The following is a 19,758-nucleotide window of genomic DNA, read 5'->3' as shown; positions in this document are numbered from 1 at the left end:
GAGACCGAATGGGCCGCTATGTCGTCAGGCGCCTGCTTCAGGCGATCCCTGTGCTGCTTGGCACCACGTTTCTCATCTTCGCGCTCGTCTACGCCCTGCCGGGCGACCCCATCCAGGCCCTCGCCGGCGACCGGGCGGTCGACCCGGTGTTCCGGGCCACGATGCGCGAGATGTTCCACCTAGATGACCCTCTGATCGTCCAGTACGGCTACTACGTGCAGGGCATCTTCACCGGAGACTTCGGAATGACCTTCCGCGGCCTGCCGGTGTCCACCATTTTCGAAGGCAAGTTCCAGGTCACCCTCAACCTGGCCCTCATGGCCCTGGTCATCGAGGCGATCGTCGGCATCGGCCTCGGCCTGATCGCCGCGCTGCGCCGCGGCAAGGCCGCCGACACCGCGATCCTGGCCTTCACGCTCCTGCTGGTGTCGGTCCCGACGCTGGTCAGCGGCTTCGTGCTCCAGCTTCTGCTGGGCGTGCAGCTCAAGACCTCCACGGGCATCGACTTCTTCCCCGTCGCGGGCACGTCTGAGGGCTGGCGCAGCTACCTGCTGCCGGGCCTGGTGCTGGCCGGGACGTCGATCGCGTACCTGACGCGGCTGACGCGCACCAGCCTGATGGAGACACTGCGCGCCGACTACGTCCGGACGGCGATCGCCAAGGGCATGCCCCGGCGAAGAGTCCTGGGCAGACACGCCCTGCGCAACTCGCTGATCCCGCTGGTCACCTATCTCGGCGCCGACCTCGGCACCCTGATGAGCGGCGCGGTGATCACCGAGACCATCTTCAACCTCAACGGCATCGGCCGGCAGCTCTTCGACTCGGTCTACCTGTCGGAGAACTCGGTGGTGGTCGGCATCGTGACGGTACTGGTGCTGATCTTCATCGCCGCCAACCTCATCGTCGACCTGCTGTACGCCGTCCTCGACCCCAGGATCCGCTATGAGTGACACACTCACCGAGCAGAAGCCGAAATCGGAGAAGCCGCCGAAGCAGAAGAAGCCGGCGAGCCTGTGGTCGGACGCGTGGTATGACCTGCGGCGGAGCAAGGTCTTCATCATCGCCGCCGTCTTGATCGCGATCCTCGTGGTCATGTCGATCATTCCGGGTCTGTTCTCTTCGGTCAACGCATTTGATTCGAGCACGTGCGACCTGAGCATCGCCCGCCAGGGCGTGAGCGCGGCCCACCCGTTCGGCACCGACAACCTGGGCTGCGACACCTACTCCCGGGTCATCTACGGCGCCCGGATCTCGATCATGGTGGGCGTGTTCTCCACCCTGGTGACCACGCTCCTGGGCGGTCTGCTCGGCCTGCTGGCCGGTTTCTACGGCCGCTGGACCGACACGATCCTGTCCCGCCTGGCCGAGGTCTTCTTCGCGATCCCCTCGACCCTGGGCGCGCTGCTGATCCTCGCGGTCGTCGGCCGCGAGAACGCGGGCATCTGGACCGTCGTGCTGGCGCTGTCGGTGCTGGCCTGGCCGATGGTGCTGCGCATCATGCGGGCGGCGGTCATGTCGTCCAAGAGCCAGGACTACGTCATCGCGGCGAGGGCGCTCGGCGCGGGTCCCGGCCGGATCATGGGGCGGCACATCCTGCCCAACGCGCTCGCTCCGGTGATCGTGGTGGCGACCATGAACATGGGCGTCTTCATCGCCGCCGAGGCCGCGCTGTCGTTCCTCGGCGTCGGCATCCAGTCGCCCGACATCTCGTGGGGCCTGATGATCGCCGACGCGCGCAACCGGTTCCTGCAGGCTCCTGAGGCACTGCTGTTCCCGGCCCTGTTCCTCAGCATCACGGTGCTGGCGTTCGTCATGCTCGGCGACGCCGTCCGCGACGCTCTCGACCCGAAGCTTCGATAGGAGGGGTGGTCAGTGAAGAACCCGTCCGTCGACACGCATCTGCTTCCGGCCGACAGCGGCACGATCGGCACCGAGCCGCTGCTCGCGGTCGACAACCTGCACGTCGAGTTCGGCACCCGCGCGGGCGTCGTCCGCGCGGTCAACGGCGTGTCCTACGCGCTCAACGCCGGGGAGACCCTCGCGGTGCTGGGCGAGTCGGGCTCCGGCAAGTCGGTCACCGCCCAGGCGATCATGGGCATCCTCGACATGCCGCCGGCGCGCATCCCCAAGGGTGAGATCCGCTTCCGGGGGACCGACCTCCTCCAGCTGTCGGAGAGCCAGCGCAGCCAGATCCGCGGCCAGCAGATCGCGATGATCTTCCAGGACGCGCTCTCGGCGCTCAACCCGGTCTTCACCGTGGGCTGGCAGATCGCCGAGATGTTCCGCGTGCACAAGGGCATGTCGAAGAAGGCGTCCTACGCCAAGGCCGTCGAGCTGATGGACCGGGTCCGCATCCCGGCCGCCAAGCAGCGCGTCAACGACTACCCGCACCAGTTCTCCGGCGGCATGCGCCAGCGCATCATGATCGCGATGTCGATCGCGCTGGACCCCGACCTGCTCATCGCCGACGAGCCGACGACCGCGCTGGACGTCACCGTGCAGGCCCAGATCATGGAGCTGCTCGCCGAACTCCAGCGCGAGAGCAACATGGGCCTGATCCTGATCACCCACGACCTCGGCGTCGTCGCCGACGTCGCGGACAAGATCGCGGTCATGTACGGCGGCCGCATCGTCGAGAACGCCCCGGTGCACGACATCTACCGCAACGCCGCGCACCCGTACACCAAGGGCCTGCTCGACTCGATCCCCCGGGTCGACATGAAGGGCCAGGAGCTGTACGCCATCAAGGGCCTGCCGCCCAACCTGCTCGACATGCCGACGGGTTGCGCCTTCCACCCCCGCTGCCCGTTCCGGCAGGACAACTGCGTGACCGACGTCCCGCCGCTGCACGAGATCAGCGGCACGCGCAGCAGCGCGTGCCACTACTGGAGGGAGGTCCTCGATGGCACCGCAGGGTGAGCCCATCCTCGAGGTCCGCGACCTGGTCAAGCACTTCCCGCTGACGCAGGGGATCGTGCTGAAGCGCCAGGTGGGCGCGATCAAGGCCGTCGACGGCGTCAGCTTCGACCTGCACCGCGGCGAGACCCTCGGCGTGGTCGGCGAGTCGGGCTGCGGCAAGTCGACGCTGGCCAAGCTCCTGATGGCGCTGGAGAAGCCGACCTCCGGGTCGGTGAAGGTCAACGGCGAGATGGTGGACGTCCACAAGGGCAGCAACCTGAAGAAGTTCCGCCGGAACATCCAGATGGTGATGCAGGACCCGTACACGTCGCTGAACCCGCGCATGACGGTCGGCGACATCATCGGGGAGCCCTACGAGATCCACACCGAGGTGGCCCCCAAGGGCGACCGGCGGCGGAAGGTGCAGGAGCTGCTGGAGGTCGTGGGTCTCAACCCCGACCACATCAACCGCTACCCCCACCAGTTCTCCGGTGGTCAGCGGCAGCGCATCGGCATCGCCCGCGGGCTGGCCCTCCAGCCGGAGATCATCGTCTGCGACGAGCCGGTCTCCGCGCTCGACGTGTCGATCCAGGCCCAGGTCATCAACCTGCTGGAGCGGCTGCAGAACGAGTTCGGGCTGGCGTACATCTTCATCGCGCACGACCTGTCGGTGGTGCGGCACATCTCCGACCGCGTGGCGGTGATGTATCTCGGGAAGATCGTCGAGATCGGCAAGGACACCGAGATCTACGACCGGCCGAGCCACCCGTACACCCAGGCGCTGCTGTCGGCGGTGCCGGTGCCCGACCCCGAGGGCCGGGAGACGCGGGAGCGGATCATTCTGCAGGGCGACCCGCCGTCGCCGGCGAACCCGCCGTCGGGCTGCCGGTTCCGGACCCGGTGCTGGAAGGCGCAGGAGATCTGCGCCGTCGAGGAGCCGCTTCTCCAGATCCGTCCCGGTACGGACCACGAGAGCGCCTGCCACTTCGCGGAGGTCCACGACGTGGTGCACGCTTCATAGCTCGGTTACTGAGTGTGACAAAGGGAAAGGCCCCCGCTGGATCCAGGCGGGGGCCTTTCACATGTGGTGCATGAGAACTAGCGAACCGACACGGCGTTGACCGGCAGCAGGCCGGTGACGGTGCCGGTGCTGACGCCCGGGACGGACGGCAGCGACGGCAGCGGGAGGCCGTTGGTGGCGCCGCCGACGACCTGGCCGACGAGGCCGGGCAGGCTCTTGACCAGGCCGCAGACCGGCGAGAGCAGGGTGGCCAGCACGGGGAGGCCGGTGAGGTGCTCGGGCGACGACACGCACTGCGTGTTGAGCAGGTTGGTGACGGGCGTGTCGGCGTGCGCCATGCTGGCGGGGGCGACGACGACGAGACCAGCAGCGGCCGAGGTGACGACGATTCGGCGGATCATATGTATCTCTCCCCTGAGGTGGGTCCGGGCGGCTGAGCACGCGGATGACTACTCTGTGTAGTCGAAGACATGTCTACCCGGTCTTTCGTAAGGGGAGGACCCCTCATCCGGTCAGGGAGCGGCAAGGAAGCCGCAATGCTCAGGCGCGAAGCGCCACGGTTGCCACCAACGCGGCGACAAGCAACAACAGGGCAGCCCAGATCAAAGGCCCCGAAAGGGTAGATTCCGACACCCCTCCGAAGATCGCCTGCCGGGGCCGCGCCGCCATCACCACCCGTCGGGGCGCACCGGCCACCAGTAGGGCCCGCCGCGCGTGGGCCACCCCGACGCCCGCCCTGGTCCCGTCGGGATCGTCCCGGCGGGTGGCGCCCTGCAAGATGGCCAGCCGCACGTCGCTGACGCCGATGCCCGGATGGCGGGCCTTGACGAGGGCGGCGATCCCCGCCACGAACGCGGCGGCCGAGCTCGTGCCGTCGCCGACCACATAGGACCCGTGGGCGTCGGTGCTGACGATGCCGGTGCCGGGGGCGCTCACCGACACGTAGCTCTGCCGGTTGGAGAAGGGCGCGGGGTCGAGCCGGGCGTCGACCGCGCCGACCGCGATCACCCCCGGATAGGCGGCCGGGAAGTTGCGCCGGTTGGCGCCCGCGCCGTCGTTGCCGGACGAGGCCACCAGCACCACCCCCTTCGTCAGGGCGTAGCGGACCGCGGCGGCCTCGTCGGCGCTGCCCCGGTAGCTGCCGTCGCTGCCGCCCAGGGACATGCTGATCACCTCGGCGCCGTGGTCGACGGCCCACCGGATGCCCCGGGCGACCGCGCCCCGGACCCGCGCCGCGACGTGGGGGTCGGTGCGGGCCGGGTCGTCGGCCTCCAGGGTCACCCGGATCGACAGCACCCGCGCGCGTGGCGCCACCCCGACCACCCCGAGCTCGCCGCCGGGGCCGTGGCCCCGCCCGGCGATCAGGCCGGCCATGGCGGTGCCGTGGTGTCCGGCGTGGGTGGTCCCGGCCCCCGTGAGGTCGGGACCCTCGACGACGGCTCCGGCCAGGTCGGGGTGGCGGGCGTCGACGCCGGTGTCGAGGACGGCCACCGTGACGCCCTCGCCCCGGCTCAGCTTCCACGCGGCCGGAACGCCCATGACCTCCAGCGGCCACTGCCGCTCCCGGGCCACCGCCCCCGGCTCATCGGCGCGAGCGGGGGCAGGCAGGATCAGCCCGGCGGCCATGCAGACCAGGAGCAACCGGGATGCCACAGAGGTCACGGCGGCCTATTCTGGCACGCTCACGCCCTCTGATCTGACCTTTCCGTGAACATTCAAATACAGTGCGTTATGTCCGGGCGGGGGAGAGGCGTACGTGGGCGCCCGGCGGCAACCCCAGTCGCTGGGCGGCGTCGCCGGCGTTGACGGCCACGGCCACCAGCCCGGCGGAGTCGGTGAAGGCCACCAGGTCGCCGGGGGGAACGGCGGCGAAGGTGTCGCGATAGGGGACGGCCAGCTGGCGGCGGCCCAGCCAGACGGCCAGGGTGTCGCCGTCGCGTACACCCAGGAAGCCCAGGTCGGCGGCGGTGATGGAGAGCTGGACGTTGCCGTGGCGGTCGACCGAGAGCACCTCGCCCTCGCACGCCCCGTCACGCAGCCGGGAGGTCGGCTCGGGCAGCGTCACCAGCTCGCGCAGCGGCAGCGCGGTGCCGAGTTCGCCGAGCTCGCGGCCCGCCACCACGTGAGCGGCGACCGGGCAGAAGATGTCACGCCCGTGGAAGGTCCGGGACACCGGCTTGAGCCAGACGTCCTCGTTGGTCAGCTCGTAGGCTCCGGTCGCGCCGCCGACGGCGTGCACGGCCCACGAGAGCACCCCGTTGTCGGGCCCCACGAACACCCGCCCGCCCGCCTCGATCGCGACCGCCCTGCGGGTGCTCGACCCGACCGACGGGTCGACCACCGCGATGTGCACACCACGGGGAAGGTAGGGGATCGTCTGGGCGAGAATCGCGGCCCCGCGCCGCACGTCACCCGCCGGGACGAGATGGCCGACGTCGATGATCCGGGCCTCGGGGGCGATGCCGGCGATAACGCCGTGACACGCGGCCACGAAACCGTCTTCGAGACCGTAGTCGGTCAGGAGAGTGATAACAGGCGTCACACCTGGTGACATTACGTTGCCTTCCCGAGAAATGGCGACAGTTAGCATGTCCCGTGTGGACGGTCTCTCCCCTCAAGACAAGGCCATCCTCGAGTTCGAGGGCGGCTGGTGGCGCCACCCGGGCGCGAAGGAACAGGCGATCAAGGACACCTTCGGCATGTCCACCACCCGCTACTACCAGGTGCTCGCCGGCCTGGTCGACCGCCCCGAGGCATTGGCCGAGAACCCCGCCCTCGTCAACCGTCTGCGCGAACGCCGGGACGCGCGCCGGCGCGGACGTGGACGGCCGGGCTGAGTTCACTCCGCGTTAACCTGCGATTGACAGAGTGACCGTCGCGCGACGAAAGGAACAGTGCCGTGGGGGATATGCCGGACGTCCGGACCGACGGGGGCCGGGCCGGCCTCGAGGCGATCGTGAACGACCCGGGCGGGGCGGTCATCGGCCTCGACTTCGACGGCACCCTCTCGCCGATCGTCACCGACCCGTCGGCCGCCTGGATCCACCCCGACGCCCCCGCCGCGCTGATCCGGCTGGCCGAGGTGGTCCGCCGCATCGCGGTCGTCACCGGCCGTCCGCCCGGCACCGCGCTGGCCCTGGGCGACACCCCCGAGGGTCCCGACCTCGTCGAGGTCCCCGGCCTGGTCATCCTCGGTCAGTACGGCATCGAGCGCTGGGAGGGCGGGGAGATCACCTCGCCGCCGCCGCCCGCAGGCCTGGCGAAGATCCGCGCCGCGCTGCCCGGCCTGCTGGCGGGCCACGAGGGCGTCACGATCGAGGACAAGGGGCGCGCGCTGGCCGTCCACACGCGCAGTTGCCCCGACCCCGACGCCGCGCTGGAGGCGCTGCGGGTGCCGCTGGTGGAGCTGGCCGCCGACAACGGCCTGGTCGTCGAGCCCGGCCGCAAGGTCCTGGAGCTGCGCGGTCCCGGCGTCGACAAGGGCAAGGCGCTCAAGGAACTGCTCATCGCCGAGCGCGCGCGTTCGGTCATGTTCATCGGCGACGACCTGGGCGACCTGGCCGCGTTCGAGGCGGTGGCCTCGGTGAACATCCCGGGCGTCCGGGTCTGCTCCGGCTCGGCCGAGGTGACGGCGCTGGCCGAGCAGGCCGACGTCGTGGTCGACGGGCCCGACGGCGTGGTCGCGTTCCTCGAACAGCTCCTCAAGTCGATCGCAAGCCGGGAGCATTGACATCCATTCCGGCCTGCCGCACATGCGACTTCCGGCGGGTTACTGCTTCTTCGCGCGGTGCCGGGACATGTCCCGGTCCTGGTCGCGCTCCACAGTCGTTTCGTCTCTCCGCCTGCCCGGCGGCGAGGATGTTGATGGCGGCGTTGATGTCTCGGTCGTGGGTGACACCGCATCCGCACATCCACGACCGGGAGGCGAGCGGCATTGAGGTGGCGATGGTCCCGCACGTCGAGCACAGTTTCGAGCTGGGGAACCAGCGGTCGATCCGGGCGAAGTGGCGGCCATACCGGGCGGCCTTGTACTCCAGCATGGCCGTGAATTGCGACCACCCGGCGTCGTGAACGCTCGTTGCCAGCTTGGTGCGAGCCAGGCCTGACACGGCGAGGTCCTCCACGTAGACCGTTTGGTTTTCACGGATCAAGGTGGTGGACAATTTGTGCGCCCAGTCGCGGCGTGTGTCAGTCATCTTCGCGTAGGCTTTGGCGACCTTCAGCTTGGCCTTGGCGCGGTTCGCGGAGGCGTTCTGCTTGCGGCTCAAGGCCTTGTTCGCCTTGCGGAGCTTCCTGGCCGCCCGCCGCAGGATGCGCGGGTTACTGACCTTCCGGCCATCCGAGGTTACCGCAAAGTGCGTCAATCCGAGATCGATACCGATCTCAGAGTCCGTCTCCGGCAACGGCCGGTCAGCGGCATCGACCACGAACGACGCGAAATACCGACCCGCCGAGTCTTTGATCACCGTCACCGACGACGGCTCCGACGGTAGAGACCGCGACCAGCGAACCGGAACATCCCCGATCTTCGGTAACCGCAGTCGGCCCGACTCGGTGACTGTGAACCGGGCGTTCTTCGTGAACCGCACTGCCTGCCGGGCGTCCTTCTTCGACCGGAATTTGGGCGAGGCGACCTTCGGTCCTTTGCGGATACCGACCATGGAAGCGAAGAAGTTCCGGTAGGCCATGTTCAGATCAGCGAGCGCCTGCTGAAGGATCACCGCTGACACCTGGCCCAGCCATGCGCGCTCCGGTGTCGCCTTCGCTCGCGTGATGACCTGCTTGGACAAGTCGCCGTCCGAGATGTACGGCAAGCCCTGCTCTCGGGCCTCCTGTCTCGTGCGCAGTGCGTCGTTGAACACCACGCGGGCGCACCCGAACGCGTGAGCCAGCGCAACTCGCTGTTGGGCGTCTGGATACATCCGGTAGTTGTATCTCAACTGCACTTGCCGATCGTAACGGAGGGTTCATGGCCGAACACGGAGAATCTCGCAACCATAGTCACGTATCTCATTCCGCACGCGCCTACTGGTCCGTGCGACCAAGATCCGGCACGAGATATTGGAACTAGTCGGGAGGCCGGAGCACTGGCGCATTTCGGTAGCGTCTGCGCCATGATCTCCAGAACCCTGGCTGTGGCCGCCGCCGGTCTCGCGCTGGTCGGGCTCGTCTCCACCCCGGCCGCCGCTCAAGGCACGAAGTCGGTCCACCTGCGCAACGGCCTCACGATCAAGATCCCCAAGACCTGGAAGGTCTACCGGACCGCCCCCGATTACGTGCGCGTGGTCACCGGCGCCTGCCCCACGGCGGGCACCAGGAACTTCGGTTTCCGCGACTCCGGGTGCCGCAGCTTCTGGGTGTTCGGCCCGGCCGCCATCAGGGTCGGCCACGAGACCTTCAACGCCTACGAGCCGAGCCGCCCCTACAGCCCGGCGACCGACGTCGGCCCCTGCGTCTACGACAAGAAGCTGTGGATGCGGTCGTTCAGGACCAAGCCGGTCGTCAAGGGCTACAAGCCGGTCGGCCCCGGCCACAACGCCCACTACCGCGAATGGACCGGCAGTTGCATGTACGGCCCGCCCAAGTACGACTACGCGGGCTCCTACACCCAGCGCGAGTGGTACCTGCCGCAGTCGAAGATCCTCGTCGTCGACCAGTGGAAGACGCCGGGCCTGGCGACCGTCCTCAGAAACTCGACCTGGAACTGAGCAGGCCGCCGGCCGCGAGGCCGAGCAGCGCGGGGGCCAGCAGGAAGGCCGCGTGGGTGCCGAAGGCGTCACCCAGCGCGCCGAGCACGAAGGGCCCGGTGCCCGAGCCCACCCCCGCCCACACCGACGCGATCCCCCCGGCCTGGTCGGGCCGCCCGCCCGAGGTCTCGATCATCCGGCTCAGGCCCAGGGGGAACAGCATGCCGATCCCGGCGCCGCTGACCGCCAGGCCGACGTAGCCGACCACCACGGCGGTCGTCGACCAGAAGACGGCCCAGCCGGCCAGCGTGACGGCCATGGTGCCGAGGAAGACCTGCCAGACCGGATAGCGCAGGGTGAGCGCCGCGCCGGCGAAGCGCCCGGCGGCGATGCCCGCGAGCATCGCGGTCAGTCCGGTGGCCGCCTCGGCCAGCGAGAGCCCGGTCCGCTGGGAGAACAGCTCGGCGGCCCAGAGGTTGAAGACGAACTCCACCGCCACGCAGCAGAGCAGCACCGCGCCCGCGAAGTGGAACCGCCACCCGAACGGCCTGCGCTCCCGGGTGACGGACCGCCCGGCCGGGACCTCGGGGAACCAGACCCGGCCCATCGCGAACACCAGCACGGCGGTGAGCGCGACGGGGATGAACATGGCGGCCCGCCATCCCAGCACCGACTCGGCCAGCACGCTGAAGCCGTAGGTGGCCGGGATGCCCGCGAGCACGCCGACGGCGTTGGCCTCGCTGATCGACGCCGGTCCGGCCGCGCCGTGGTGGTCGCTGAGGGCGGCCATGGAGACGTACAGGGCGATGGCGGCGAAGCCGCCGGCGATGCTGTAGCCGGCCAGTGTGAAAGGAAGGGTGGGGCCGAAGCCCACCAGCACCATGCCGGCGTTCATGCCGGCGATCCCCAGCCAGACGGCGAACCGGCGGCCGTGACGCCTGGTCAGCCAGGGCATCGACAGGCCGGTGAGGATGCTGCCGACGGCCATGCCGGTGCCGTGGAGACCGGCGACCGCCTGGCTGACGCCGAGTTCGGCGCGCAGGGTGGGCAGCGCGGAGGACAGTCCGTAGAGGTAGGTGGCGAAGGTCGCCAGCATCAGGTAGACGAACCAGGTGGGCCGGTCGCGCGTGAAAGTGATGGCGGGCGTCGACACCGGCATTTCCCCCGATATTGATAGATATACGGGGAAACCGTACATCGTTAGGACAAGGCGGCCAACTGGTCGGCGAACCAGCGCTGGGGCGGCATCGCGGTGGCCGCGCGGCGCAGCCGGACGCAGCGTTCGGCCCGCTCCTTGTCGGACATGACCAGGCCCTCATACAGGGCGGCGGCGGTGCCGGAGACGTCGTAGGGGTTGACCAGAAGCGAGTCGGCGCCGAGCTCGGCCGCCGCCCCCGCCTCCCGCGAGAGCACCAGCGCGCACCGGGGCGACAGGATCGGCCCCTCTTTGGCGACCAGGTTCATGCCGTCGCGGATCGGGTTCACCAGCAGCACGTCGGCCATCCGGTAGGCGGCCAGCGAGCGCGGATAGTCGTCCTGCATGTTGAGGATCAGGGGATCCCAGTCGTCGGTGGCGTACTCGTCTTCGATCTCCTTGGCGCAGCGCTGCACGGCCGCCGTGTATTCGCGGTATTCGGGCAGGTCGTGGCGGGAGGGATAGGCGAAGGCGAGGTGCACGACCTTGCCGTGCCACTCGGGATGCTCGGCCAGGAACTCGCGGTAGGCGAGCATGCCGCGCACGATGTTCTTGGACAGCTCGGTCCGGTCGATGCGGACGATCAGCCGCCGGTCGCCCACCTGCTCCTTGATCGCCTGCATGTGCGACTCGACGTCGGGCTCGGCGGCCCTGGCCAGCAGCGCGTCGCCGTCGACGCCCAGCGCGTGGACGCCGATGCGGGTGACGCGGCCCTCGAACTCCACCGTCCTGGCCGCCCGGTCGACCCGCGCGCCGAGCACCGCCTCGCAGCAGTCCATGAACGCGGCGGCCCACCGATCGGTCAGGAACCCGGCGTGGTCGGCCCCCAGCACGCCCTGGAGGATCTCGGCCGCGATCGCGTCGGGCAGCACCGCGAAGTATTCGGGCGGCGCCCACGGGGTGTGGGAGAAGTGGGCCACCCGCAGGTCGGGCCGGTCGACCCGGAGCATCGCCGGGGCCAGCGTCAGGTGGTAGTCCTGGATCAGCACCTTGGCGCCGTGGGCCGCCTCTTCGGCCAGGGCCAGCGCGAACGCGCCGTTGTACTCGCGGTAGGACTCCCACTCGCGCTGGAACCGGGTGTCGAAGGTGGGCGCGAACGCGGTGTTGTAGAGCAGGTGGCCGACGAACCACAGGGTGGAGTTGGCGACCGCGTTGTAGGCCCGGTGGAAGACGGCCGGGGGGATGTCGAGCATGCGTACCGGCCCGGTGTCGTAACCCGCGCGGTCGATGCGGCCCTCGGGCGCCACCCGGACGGCGCTGCGGTCGCCGTCGGTGAGCGCGGCGCACACCCAGAGGTGGTCTTCACCACCGGCCACTTCTGACAAACCGGACACCAGACCGCCGCCGCCTCTCCGCATCGTCAGCGCGCCGTCGTCCGAGAGGATGAACGAGACGGGGCCGCGATTGGAGGCGATCAGCGTTGAACTCACGGTGGGCACACCCCAGATGGCCGGAGGACTAAGAAAAGACGTCGTCGACAATAGGATGTCAGGAAACCCCCGGCCGCCGAAGAATCGGGGCAGTCAATGCCGCTTGACGAGACCACCGAGGAACTGGCCCGCACCGCCGCGACCGGCGACCACGTCGCCCTCGGCGAGCTGCTGCGCCGTGTCGAGCCCGACGTGCTGCGCCACTGCGAACGCCTGCTTCCCTACCGCCAGGACGCCGAAGAGGCCTGTCAGGACACCCTGCTCGCGGTGGCCCGCAACATCGGCCGCTTCGAGGGCCGCTCGCGGTTCTCCACCTGGCTCCACATCGTGACCGCCAACTGCGCCCGCACCACCTACCGCACCCTCAAGCGCCGCTCGGCCGAGCAGTCGAGCGACGACCTGGCCGAGCAGCGGCCCGACCCCCACCGGGTCAGCGTGATCGCCGGCGCCCGGCTCGACCTGCTCGACGCGATCGAGGCGCTGGAGGCCGAGAAGCCCGACCTGGCCCGCGCGCTGGTGCTCTGCGACATCGTCCAGCTCGACTACTCCGACATCGCCGCGCAGCTCGGCATCCCGCTCGGCACCGCCAAGAGCCGCATCCACCAGGCCAGGAAGCACATCCAGGCCTCCCTCGGAGACGGATATCTCGGTAGATGAGACGCCGATTCGGACTCTGAGCCACCCGAGGTACAGTTTTGTGGACAACTGAATATTGCTCATCCAGAGGGGTGGAGGGACCGGCCCTGCGAAGCCCCGGCAACCATTCCGACTCATCTCGCCACGGGGCGAGGCCGGTCGGAACAGGTGCCAATTCCGGCCTGTGATCAAGGCGGTCGCAGGCGAAGATGAGGGAAAGGCCTCGCTTCATGGCGCTTCAGCACGACTTCGGACCCGCCGTCGCCCTCTCCTGCCGGGAGTGCGGCGCCCGTTACGACCTCGGTCCGATCTTCGCCTGTCAGGACTGTTTCGGGCCACTTGAGGTGGCGTACGACTTCGGGACCGTCAGCCGCGAGGACATCGCCGCCGGTCCGGCCAACATCTGGCGTTACCGGGCCCTGCTGCCCGTGCCGGCGAACGTCGCCGACAAGCCCAACCTCCAGCCCGGCTGGACCAAGCTCCACCGCGCCGGGAACCTCGGCGCCGAGCTCGGCCTCCGCGAGCTCTACGTGAAGGACGACTCCGGCAACCCGACCCACTCGTTCAAGGACCGCGTGGTGTCGATCGCCGTTGAGGCGGCCCGTAACTTCGGGTTCACAACCCTTTCCTGCTCCTCGACCGGGAACCTGGCCGGCGCCGTCGGCGCGGCCGCCGCGCGGGCCGGGCTCGACTCGTGCGTGTTCATCCCGTCGAACCTCGAAGAGGCCAAGATCGTCGTCGCCAGCGTGTACGGCGGCAGGCTCGTCGGCATCGAGGGCTCCTACGACGAGGTCAACCGCTTCTGCTCCGAGCTCATCGGCGACCCGCTGGGCGAGAAGTGGGGCTTCGTCAACGTGAACCTGCGGCCCTACTACGCCGAGGGCTCCAAGACCCTGGCCTACGAGATCGCCGAGCAGCTCGGCTGGCGGATCCCCGAGCAGATCATCATCCCGATCGCCTCGGGCTCCCAGCTCACCAAGATCGACAAGGGCTTCAAGGAGCTCATCGCGCTCGGCCTGGTCGAGGACACCCCCTACAAGATCTTCGGGGCGCAGGCCGAGGGCTGCTCCCCGGTGTCGGCCGCCTACAAGGCCGGGCACGACGTCGTCCGCCCGGTGAAGCCGGACACGATCGCCAAGTCGCTGGCCATCGGCAACCCGGCCGACGGGCCCTACGTGCTCGACATCGCCCGGCGGACCGGCGGGGCCGTGGAGGACGTCACCGACCCCGAGATCGTCGCCGCGATCCGGCTGCTGGCCCGCACCGAGGGCGTGTTCGCCGAGACCGCCGGGGGCGTGACGGTGGGCGTGCTGCGCAAGCTCACGGAGGCCGGGGTCATCGACCCCGACGCCACCACGGTGGTCCTCAACACGGGCGAGGGGCTCAAGACCCTCGACGCCGTGCAGGCGGAGGCCCGCCCCTCGGCGGTCATCCGGCCCTCGCTGGACGCCTTCCGCACGGCTTTCGCCAACTAACTGTTCGTCGAGAAGGGTTAACAATGAGTGTATCTGTGCGCATTCCGACGATTCTGCGGACGTACACCGGGGGTGCCTCGGAGGTCGTCGGCGAGGGCGCGACGCTGCGCGAGGTCTTCGCCAAACTCGACGCCGACTACCCGGGGATCGGGGCCAGGATCCTCGACGAATCGGGCAAGGTCCGGCGTTTTGTCAACGTCTACGTCGGAGAAGAGGACGTCCGATTCTCCGAAGGTTTGGACACTCCCACCCCTGACGGAGTACAGATTTCGGTGATCCCCGCCGTAGCCGGAGGGTGACCTTCCGCAGCCTTTCCCGCACCCACGTACTCCTACAGTGCGTGGGTGTTTCTATGTTTACCTGCACTTCTATCGTTATCGAAGCTTAATGAGTGCCATGGCATATGGTGCAATTCTCAACCAACCAATCTCTAACCGAAAAAGAAGCCCTCTCGCTTTGGGCGAACGACTACAAGTCAGGGGTCGATTGACTCTGTTGTCCCACGCCTTGCCATGTGTATGGTCGAGAACGATCGACGTAGCCGGGGAGAACATCAGTGTTCCGGCTCGAAAGGTCACGGACCAGCGGTGGAATGGGCGGGTCCGTCGCCAGGCCCAGCAAGAGGAGTCGGAAAGTGGCGCAGGGCACCGTCAAATGGTTTAACGCGGACAAGGGCTACGGCTTCATCGCGGTAGACGGTGGTAAGGACGTTTTCGTCCATTACTCGGCAATCATGATGGACGGCTACAAGGCCCTGGAGCAGGGCCAGCGTGTCGAGTTCGACATCACCCAGGGACAGAAGGGCCCGCAGGCGGAGGCTGTCCGGACCGTCTGATCCCTATCTGCAGTAATCAACCCCCACGACCCCCAACGACGTGGAGCCCGGTCCGCAGCCTGCGGACCGGGCTCTTCTTCTGTCCCCGCTGGTGGAGGCCGGTCGCCCGGCCGTCGGCTTGCACTCGCCGGGGGAGAGTGCTAAACAGTTGCTTGGCACTCCCCGGCCGGGAGTGCCAACCATACGGATCGAGGCGATGGGGCCTGCCTAAGGGTATGCAGGGCCTTGCCGTCGCGGGCGTCGGCTCGGTCCTCTTTTAGAAGCCACCCTCTTACTGGGAGGTCCAGCCTTATGGCAGCCAAGATGATCGCGTTTGACGAGGAAGCCCGGCGCGGTCTCGAGCGCGGGATGAACCAGCTCGCCGACGCCGTGAAGGTGACCCTCGGCCCCAAGGGCCGAAACGTCGTGCTGGAGAAGAAGTGGGGCGCCCCCACCATCACCAACGACGGTGTCTCGATCGCCAAGGAGATCGAGCTCGAGGACCCGTGGGAGAAGATCGGGGCCGAGCTCGTCAAGGAAGTCGCGAAGAAGACCGACGACGTCGCTGGTGACGGCACCACCACCGCCACCGTGCTCGCCCAGGCGCTCGTGCGCGAGGGTCTGCGCAACGTCGCCGCCGGCGCCAACCCGATGTCCCTGAAGAAGGGCATCGAGGCCGCCGTCGAGCGCGTCAGCGAGGAGCTTTCCAAGCTCGCCAAGGACGTCGAGACGAAGGAGCAGATCGCCTCCACCGCCTCGATCTCCGCCGGTGACACCGAGATCGGCGAGCTCATCGCGGAAGCGATGGACAAGGTCGGCAAGGAAGGCGTCATCACCGTCGAGGAGAGCAACGCCTTCGGCCTCGAGCTCGAGCTCACCGAGGGTATGCGCTTCGACAAGGGCTACAACTCGGGCTACTTCGTGACCGACCCCGAGCGCATGGAAGCGGTCCTGGAGGACCCCTACATCCTCGTCGTCAACTCGAAGATCTCCGCGAACAAGGACCTGCTGCCGCTGCTCGACAAGGTCGTGCAGGCCGGCAAGCCGCTCCTGATCATCGCCGAGGACGTCGAGGGCGAAGCCCTCGCGACCCTGGTCGTGAACAAGATCCGCGGTCTGTTCCGCTCGGTGGCCGTCAAGGCCCCCGGCTTCGGCGACCGCCGCAAGGCCATGCTGGGCGACATCGCCACGCTGGCCGGCGGCCAGGTCATCTCCGAGGAGATCGGCCTCAAGCTCGAGTCGACCACCCTCGACCAGCTCGGCCGCGCCCGCAAGGTCGTCGTGACCAAGGACGAGACCACCATCGTCGACGGCGCCGGTGACGCCGAGGCGATCGCCGGCCGGGTCAACCAGATCCGCGCCGAGATCGACAACACCGACTCCGACTACGACCGCGAGAAGCTCCAGGAGCGCCTCGCCAAGCTCGCCGGCGGCGTCGCCGTCATCAAGGCGGGCGCGGCCACCGAGGTCGAGCTCAAGGAGCGCAAGCACCGCATCGAAGACGCCGTCCGCAACGCGAAGGCGGCCGTCGAAGAGGGCATCGTCCCCGGCGGTGGCGTGGCTCTGCTGCAGGCCTCGGCCAAGGCGTTCGACAAGCTGGAGCTGTCGGGCGACGAGGCGACCGGCGCCGCGATCGTGAAGAAGGCGCTCGAGGAGCCCCTGAAGCAGATCGCCGTCAACGCCGGCCTCGAGGGCGGCGTCGTGGTGGAGAAGGTCCGCAACCTGACCCCGGGTGAGGGCCTCAACGCCGCGACCGGCGAGTACGTCAACATGTTCGACTCGGGCATCATCGACCCGGCGAAGGTGACGCGCTCCGCGCTGCAGAACGCCGCGTCGATCGCGGCCCTGTTCCTCACCACCGAGGCCGTCATCGCCGAGAAGCCGGAGAAGAACCCGGCTCCCGCCGGCGGCGGCATGCCCGGCGGCGGGGACATGGACTTCTAAGTCCATCCCGCACCACAGATAAGGCGGTCCCCGTTCCCGGGGCCCGCCTTCTTCTGTTTCCGGGTGTACGAGCCCCTACAGGGGCCGCACCCAGCGGGCGCAGTCGTCCTGGGCCTTGTAGCCGGTGGCGGTCCAGGCGAGGTGGGCGTCGGTGTTGGCGTTCAGGACCATCGCGTCGGCGCGGAAGGCGCCGAACGCTCTGAAGCGGTCCTCCGCCGCGGCGATGAGCTGCCGCGCGACGCCCTGACGGCGCGCCTCGGGCGCGACCGCGAGCCGGTAGAGGTGGGCGCGCCAGCCGTCCCAGCCCGCGATGACCGTGCCCGCGATGGCGCCGTCGAGTTCGTACACGAGCAGGGCCTCGGGGTCGCGCTCGATGAGCGCGCGCACCTTCGCCGGGTCGTCGTGCCGGTCGGTGTTCTCGGCGGCGACCAGCCAGAAGGCGAGCAGTGCGTCGACGTCGGAGGGGGTGGCAGTGCGGATCATGCGACCACCCTAATCATGAGGCCCGGCCGCGCGGGAAGGCCATGACACCGGCTGCGGGCGTCTCCCGGCCGGTCACAGGCCCTCCGGCAAGGGGCGGGCATGGACCACGGTCAGGGTGGTGACGGCTCGGGTGAGGACCACGTAGAGGCGGGCCATGCCCCGGGTCTCGGCCTCGGCGATGTCGGCCGGTTCGACCACCACGACGTGGTCGTACTCCAGACCCTTGGCCAGGCCCGCCGGGACGACGAGGACCTTCGAGCCGTCGCCGTCGGGCCCCAGCACGGGAGCGCCGAGAGCGGTCGCGACGGTCTGCGCGTCGGCGTCGCGGACGATGACGCCCACCGAACCCTCGCCAGCCGCGTCCACGGCGTCTCGCACACCCCCGAGGACATCGGAGGTCTCCACCAGCCTCAACGATCCCGCGCCGGGGCGCAGCGAGCGTGGCGCGGCCAGCTCGGGGGCGATGCCGGGGAGCAGGCGGGCGGCGTAGTCGAGCACCTCACGCGGGACGCGGAAGCCGAGGGTCAGTTCCGTCACCAGACCCTCGGCGAAGCCCAGGTGCGTGAGCACGTCCGTCCACGAGCGGGCCGACCACGGGGTGGTGCCCTGCGCGAGGTCGCCCAGGATGGTCGCCGAGCCGGTGCGGCAGCGGCGGCCCAGCGCGCGCAGCTGCATCTCCGACAGGTCCTGCGCCTCGTCGACCACGAGGTGGCCGTGGGAGGGGGTGCGGTCCATCAGGTCGGCGAGCTCGTCGAGCAGGGCCCCGTCGGCGCCGCTCCACTTCGCGCTCCGATGGGATTTGTACGGCTTCGCCCACACCAGCGCCGCCTGCTCCTCGGGGGTCAGGTCGGTCTTGGCGGCCCGCGCCAGGAACTCGGGGTCCGACAGCAGCCGGAACAGCACCTGCTCGGGCACCAGCTTCGGCCAGACCTGGTCGACCACGCCCTTGACCGACTTCGACCGCGCCACGGCGTCCTGCACCCGGTCGTCGGGCGACTCGCCGCGCCGCTCCATCTGCACCAGCACCTGGTGGGCGAGCCGCTGCGCCAGCGCCGCCCGGCCGGGGTTGTAGCGGGTCGTGCCGCGCAGCGAGGCCACGATCTCGCGCACCTCGTAGTCGGCCACCCGGTAGCGGTTCGCCCCCTTGGTGACCAGCACCCCTTCGGCCGGTTTCACCACATGAAGCCACATCGCCCGCTTCAGCACGGCGGCCATCCGGGCGTCACCCTTGATGGCCGATACCGCCGGGTCCTCGGGGTGCGCGTGGTCCCCCAGGATCCCGGCCACGGTCGTCTGGTCGACCTTCACCTCGCCGAGCGCGGGCAGGACCGAGGAGATGTAGGAGAGGAACGCGCGGTTCGGGCCCACGATCATCACTCCGGCGCGAGACAATTTCTCGCGATGGGTGAAGAGCAGATAGGCCGCGCGGTGGAGTCCCACCGCCGTCTTCCCGGTGCCCGGCGCGCCCTGCACGCAGACGGTCACGCCGAGGTCGGCGCGGACGATCTCGTCCTGGTCGGGCTGGATCGTGGCCACGATGTCGCGCATCGGGCCGGAGCGCGGGCGCTCGATCTCGTCGGTCAGGATGCGCGAGGGGCCGAGGTCGCCGCCGTGGGCGAGGTCCTCGTCCTCGAACGCGGTGAGCCGGCCGCCCTGGTAGCCGAACCGGCGGCGCCGGTCGACGCCCATCGGCTTGGCCGGGCTGGCCTGGTAGAAGGCCCGGGAGACGGGCGCGCGCCAGTCGATGACGAGCGCCCGGCCGCCGCCGTCGTGGACGTGCCGGCGGCCGACGTACAGGATCGGCGGCAAATCGTCGTCGGCGGCGCGGTCGAGGCGGCCGAAGAACAGGGGGGTGTCCGGATGGTCGGCGAGGGCTGCGACGCGCTGGTCGAGCAGGCCCTGGAGCACCTGCCGGGAGACCCAGTCGCCGGCCATGTCGGACGACAGCGCGCTCGCGTGCTCCCGCATCGCGCGCAGGGCCGCCCGCGACTCGTCGAGATGGCGGCGTTCGCTCCCGAGGTCGTCGGCCGGAGGTATGTCGGGGGCCAGGGTGTGCTGGGGCATGACGGAGTGCCTCCTGAAGAGCTGGGCGAACCGGCCAGCCTAGTCGGCCGGGCCGGTCAGGCCAAAAGGTTTACGGCCCGTCTGAGTCGCGTCGTGGCTGGGTAGGGCGGC

At 69.3% G+C, this 19,758-nt stretch carries 20 protein-coding genes and 1 riboswitch; of the genes, 12 read left to right on the top strand and 8 right to left on the bottom strand.

What is annotated here, in order from left to right:
• The first annotated feature begins 8 nt into the window (after positions 1 to 8).
• The 4 genes from AW270_RS30640 to AW270_RS30625 are packed head-to-tail and all read left to right on the top strand — an operon-like array spanning position 9 to position 3,919.
• Positions 9 to 950 carry an ABC transporter permease gene (locus AW270_RS30640; protein ID WP_061299600.1) on the top strand — a complete coding sequence of 314 codons (942 nt, stop codon included), beginning with the start codon at positions 9 to 11 and terminating at the stop codon, positions 948 to 950.
• Positions 943 to 1,860, top strand: coding sequence for an ABC transporter permease (locus tag AW270_RS30635; protein WP_061299599.1), 918 nt, complete (start codon positions 943 to 945; stop codon positions 1,858 to 1,860). The genes AW270_RS30640 and AW270_RS30635 overlap by 8 nt, the downstream gene beginning before the upstream one ends.
• A 12-nt stretch (positions 1,861 to 1,872) precedes the next feature.
• Positions 1,873 to 2,919: an ABC transporter ATP-binding protein gene (locus AW270_RS30630; protein WP_061299598.1), complete on the top strand. Its 1,047-nt coding sequence runs from the start codon at positions 1,873 to 1,875 to the stop codon at positions 2,917 to 2,919.
• Positions 2,903 to 3,919: an ABC transporter ATP-binding protein gene (locus AW270_RS30625; RefSeq protein ID WP_061299597.1), complete on the top strand. Its 1,017-nt coding sequence runs from the start codon at positions 2,903 to 2,905 to the stop codon at positions 3,917 to 3,919. The genes AW270_RS30630 and AW270_RS30625 overlap by 17 nt, the downstream gene beginning before the upstream one ends.
• Before the next feature lie 77 nt (positions 3,920 to 3,996).
• Here the strand turns inward: AW270_RS30625 and AW270_RS30620 are convergent, their stop codons facing one another.
• From AW270_RS30620 to AW270_RS30610, 3 genes are all read right to left on the bottom strand, one after another.
• Positions 3,997 to 4,320: a hypothetical protein gene (locus AW270_RS30620; protein ID WP_061299596.1), complete on the bottom strand. Its 324-nt coding sequence runs from the start codon at positions 4,318 to 4,320 to the stop codon at positions 3,997 to 3,999.
• Positions 4,321 to 4,459: 139 nt separating this feature from the next.
• The gene (locus AW270_RS30615; RefSeq protein WP_157522846.1) at positions 4,460 to 5,581 is read right to left on the bottom strand and encodes a S8 family serine peptidase; all 1,122 of its coding nucleotides are present in this window, start codon (positions 5,579 to 5,581) and stop codon (positions 4,460 to 4,462) included.
• 67 nt (positions 5,582 to 5,648) lie between these two features.
• Positions 5,649 to 6,461, bottom strand: a complete 813-nt coding sequence (locus tag AW270_RS30610) for an SAM hydrolase/SAM-dependent halogenase family protein (protein WP_245674928.1) — start codon at positions 6,459 to 6,461, stop codon at positions 5,649 to 5,651.
• A gap of 46 nt (positions 6,462 to 6,507) precedes the next feature.
• On the opposite strand from AW270_RS30610, the gene AW270_RS30605 reads away from it, so the two are divergent.
• Both AW270_RS30605 and otsB read left to right on the top strand, forming a co-directional pair.
• On the top strand, positions 6,508 to 6,756 hold the full coding sequence (locus tag AW270_RS30605; RefSeq protein ID WP_439649088.1) for a DUF3263 domain-containing protein: 249 nt from the start codon (positions 6,508 to 6,510) through the stop codon (positions 6,754 to 6,756).
• Between the two features lie 71 nt (positions 6,757 to 6,827).
• Positions 6,828 to 7,649: a trehalose-phosphatase gene (gene otsB, locus AW270_RS30600; RefSeq protein WP_061299593.1), complete on the top strand. Its 822-nt coding sequence runs from the start codon at positions 6,828 to 6,830 to the stop codon at positions 7,647 to 7,649.
• Here otsB and AW270_RS30595 read toward each other — a convergent pair.
• A complete protein-coding gene (locus tag AW270_RS30595) occupies positions 7,621 to 8,865 on the bottom strand; it encodes an RNA-guided endonuclease InsQ/TnpB family protein (protein ID WP_063819396.1) in 1,245 nt (414 codons plus the stop codon). The genes otsB and AW270_RS30595 overlap by 29 nt on opposite strands.
• A 168-nt stretch (positions 8,866 to 9,033) precedes the next feature.
• On the opposite strand from AW270_RS30595, the gene AW270_RS30590 reads away from it, so the two are divergent.
• Entirely contained in the window at positions 9,034 to 9,627 is a 594-nt protein-coding gene (locus tag AW270_RS30590; protein WP_157522843.1) for a hypothetical protein, read from the top strand.
• Here AW270_RS30590 and AW270_RS30585 read toward each other — a convergent pair.
• Positions 9,605 to 10,759, bottom strand: a complete 1,155-nt coding sequence (locus AW270_RS30585) for an MFS transporter (protein WP_061299591.1) — start codon at positions 10,757 to 10,759, stop codon at positions 9,605 to 9,607. The genes AW270_RS30590 and AW270_RS30585 overlap by 23 nt on opposite strands.
• Before the next feature lie 47 nt (positions 10,760 to 10,806).
• Positions 10,807 to 12,231: an alpha,alpha-trehalose-phosphate synthase (UDP-forming) gene (locus AW270_RS30580; RefSeq protein WP_082801946.1), complete on the bottom strand. Its 1,425-nt coding sequence runs from the start codon at positions 12,229 to 12,231 to the stop codon at positions 10,807 to 10,809.
• 96 nt (positions 12,232 to 12,327) lie between these two features.
• Between AW270_RS30580 and AW270_RS30575 the strand changes: the two genes are divergently transcribed.
• From AW270_RS30575 to groL, 5 genes are all read left to right on the top strand, one after another.
• Positions 12,328 to 12,888 (top strand): RNA polymerase sigma factor, encoded by a 561-nt coding sequence (locus AW270_RS30575; RefSeq protein WP_061299589.1) that lies wholly within the window; start codon positions 12,328 to 12,330, stop codon positions 12,886 to 12,888.
• Positions 12,889 to 12,944: 56 nt separating this feature from the next.
• Positions 12,945 to 13,083, top strand: a riboswitch (SAM riboswitch).
• Positions 13,084 to 13,097: 14 nt separating this feature from the next.
• On the top strand, positions 13,098 to 14,342 hold the full coding sequence (gene thrC / locus AW270_RS30570; RefSeq protein WP_245674927.1) for a threonine synthase: 1,245 nt from the start codon (positions 13,098 to 13,100) through the stop codon (positions 14,340 to 14,342).
• A gap of 23 nt (positions 14,343 to 14,365) precedes the next feature.
• Positions 14,366 to 14,641: a MoaD/ThiS family protein gene (locus tag AW270_RS30565; protein WP_061299587.1), complete on the top strand. Its 276-nt coding sequence runs from the start codon at positions 14,366 to 14,368 to the stop codon at positions 14,639 to 14,641.
• A 335-nt stretch (positions 14,642 to 14,976) separates the two neighbouring features.
• Positions 14,977 to 15,177, top strand: coding sequence for a cold-shock protein (locus tag AW270_RS30560; protein WP_030452168.1), 201 nt, complete (start codon positions 14,977 to 14,979; stop codon positions 15,175 to 15,177).
• 291 nt (positions 15,178 to 15,468) lie between these two features.
• The gene (gene groL / locus AW270_RS30555; RefSeq protein ID WP_061299586.1) at positions 15,469 to 17,100 is read left to right on the top strand and encodes a chaperonin GroEL; all 1,632 of its coding nucleotides are present in this window, start codon (positions 15,469 to 15,471) and stop codon (positions 17,098 to 17,100) included.
• Positions 17,101 to 17,175: 75 nt separating this feature from the next.
• On the opposite strand, the gene AW270_RS30550 is transcribed toward groL, so the two are convergent.
• Together AW270_RS30550 and AW270_RS30545 are read right to left on the bottom strand one after the other, a co-directional pair.
• Complete coding sequence (locus AW270_RS30550) at positions 17,176 to 17,583, bottom strand: GNAT family N-acetyltransferase (protein WP_061299585.1); 408 nt, start codon at positions 17,581 to 17,583, stop codon at positions 17,176 to 17,178.
• Positions 17,584 to 17,655: 72 nt separating this feature from the next.
• The gene (locus tag AW270_RS30545; protein WP_061299584.1) at positions 17,656 to 19,647 is read right to left on the bottom strand and encodes a HelD family protein; all 1,992 of its coding nucleotides are present in this window, start codon (positions 19,645 to 19,647) and stop codon (positions 17,656 to 17,658) included.
• Positions 19,648 to 19,758 lie beyond the last annotated feature (111 nt).

The organism is Herbidospora cretacea (assembly GCF_001570605.1).
Lineage (GTDB): Bacteria > Actinomycetota > Actinomycetes > Streptosporangiales > Streptosporangiaceae > Herbidospora > Herbidospora cretacea.
Note: the sequence above shows the minus strand (reverse complement) of the source record. Positions and strands in the feature narration are given on the sequence as shown.

What these genes read in the sequence shown, in the direction of transcription:
- AW270_RS30640 (WP_061299600.1), top strand. Translation starts at nt 9, where the DNA reads ATGGGCCGCTATGTCGTCAGGCGCCTGCTTCAGGCGATCCCTGTGCTG.
- AW270_RS30635 (WP_061299599.1), top strand. Translation starts at nt 943, where the DNA reads ATGAGTGACACACTCACCGAGCAGAAGCCGAAATCGGAGAAGCCGCCG.
- AW270_RS30625 (WP_061299597.1), top strand. Translation starts at nt 2,903, where the DNA reads ATGGCACCGCAGGGTGAGCCCATCCTCGAGGTCCGCGACCTGGTCAAG.
- AW270_RS30620 (WP_061299596.1), bottom strand. Translation starts at nt 4,320, where the DNA reads ATGATCCGCCGAATCGTCGTCACCTCGGCCGCTGCTGGTCTCGTCGTC.
- AW270_RS30605 (WP_439649088.1), top strand. Translation starts at nt 6,508, where the DNA reads ATGTCCCGTGTGGACGGTCTCTCCCCTCAAGACAAGGCCATCCTCGAG.
- otsB (WP_061299593.1), top strand. Translation starts at nt 6,828, where the DNA reads ATGCCGGACGTCCGGACCGACGGGGGCCGGGCCGGCCTCGAGGCGATC.
- AW270_RS30590 (WP_157522843.1), top strand. Translation starts at nt 9,034, where the DNA reads ATGATCTCCAGAACCCTGGCTGTGGCCGCCGCCGGTCTCGCGCTGGTC.
- AW270_RS30575 (WP_061299589.1), top strand. Translation starts at nt 12,328, where the DNA reads ATGCCGCTTGACGAGACCACCGAGGAACTGGCCCGCACCGCCGCGACC.
- thrC (WP_245674927.1), top strand. Translation starts at nt 13,098, where the DNA reads ATGGCGCTTCAGCACGACTTCGGACCCGCCGTCGCCCTCTCCTGCCGG.
- AW270_RS30565 (WP_061299587.1), top strand. Translation starts at nt 14,366, where the DNA reads ATGAGTGTATCTGTGCGCATTCCGACGATTCTGCGGACGTACACCGGG.
- groL (WP_061299586.1), top strand. Translation starts at nt 15,469, where the DNA reads ATGGCAGCCAAGATGATCGCGTTTGACGAGGAAGCCCGGCGCGGTCTC.
- AW270_RS30550 (WP_061299585.1), bottom strand. Translation starts at nt 17,583, where the DNA reads ATGATCCGCACTGCCACCCCCTCCGACGTCGACGCACTGCTCGCCTTC.
- AW270_RS30545 (WP_061299584.1), bottom strand. Translation starts at nt 19,647, where the DNA reads ATGCCCCAGCACACCCTGGCCCCCGACATACCTCCGGCCGACGACCTC.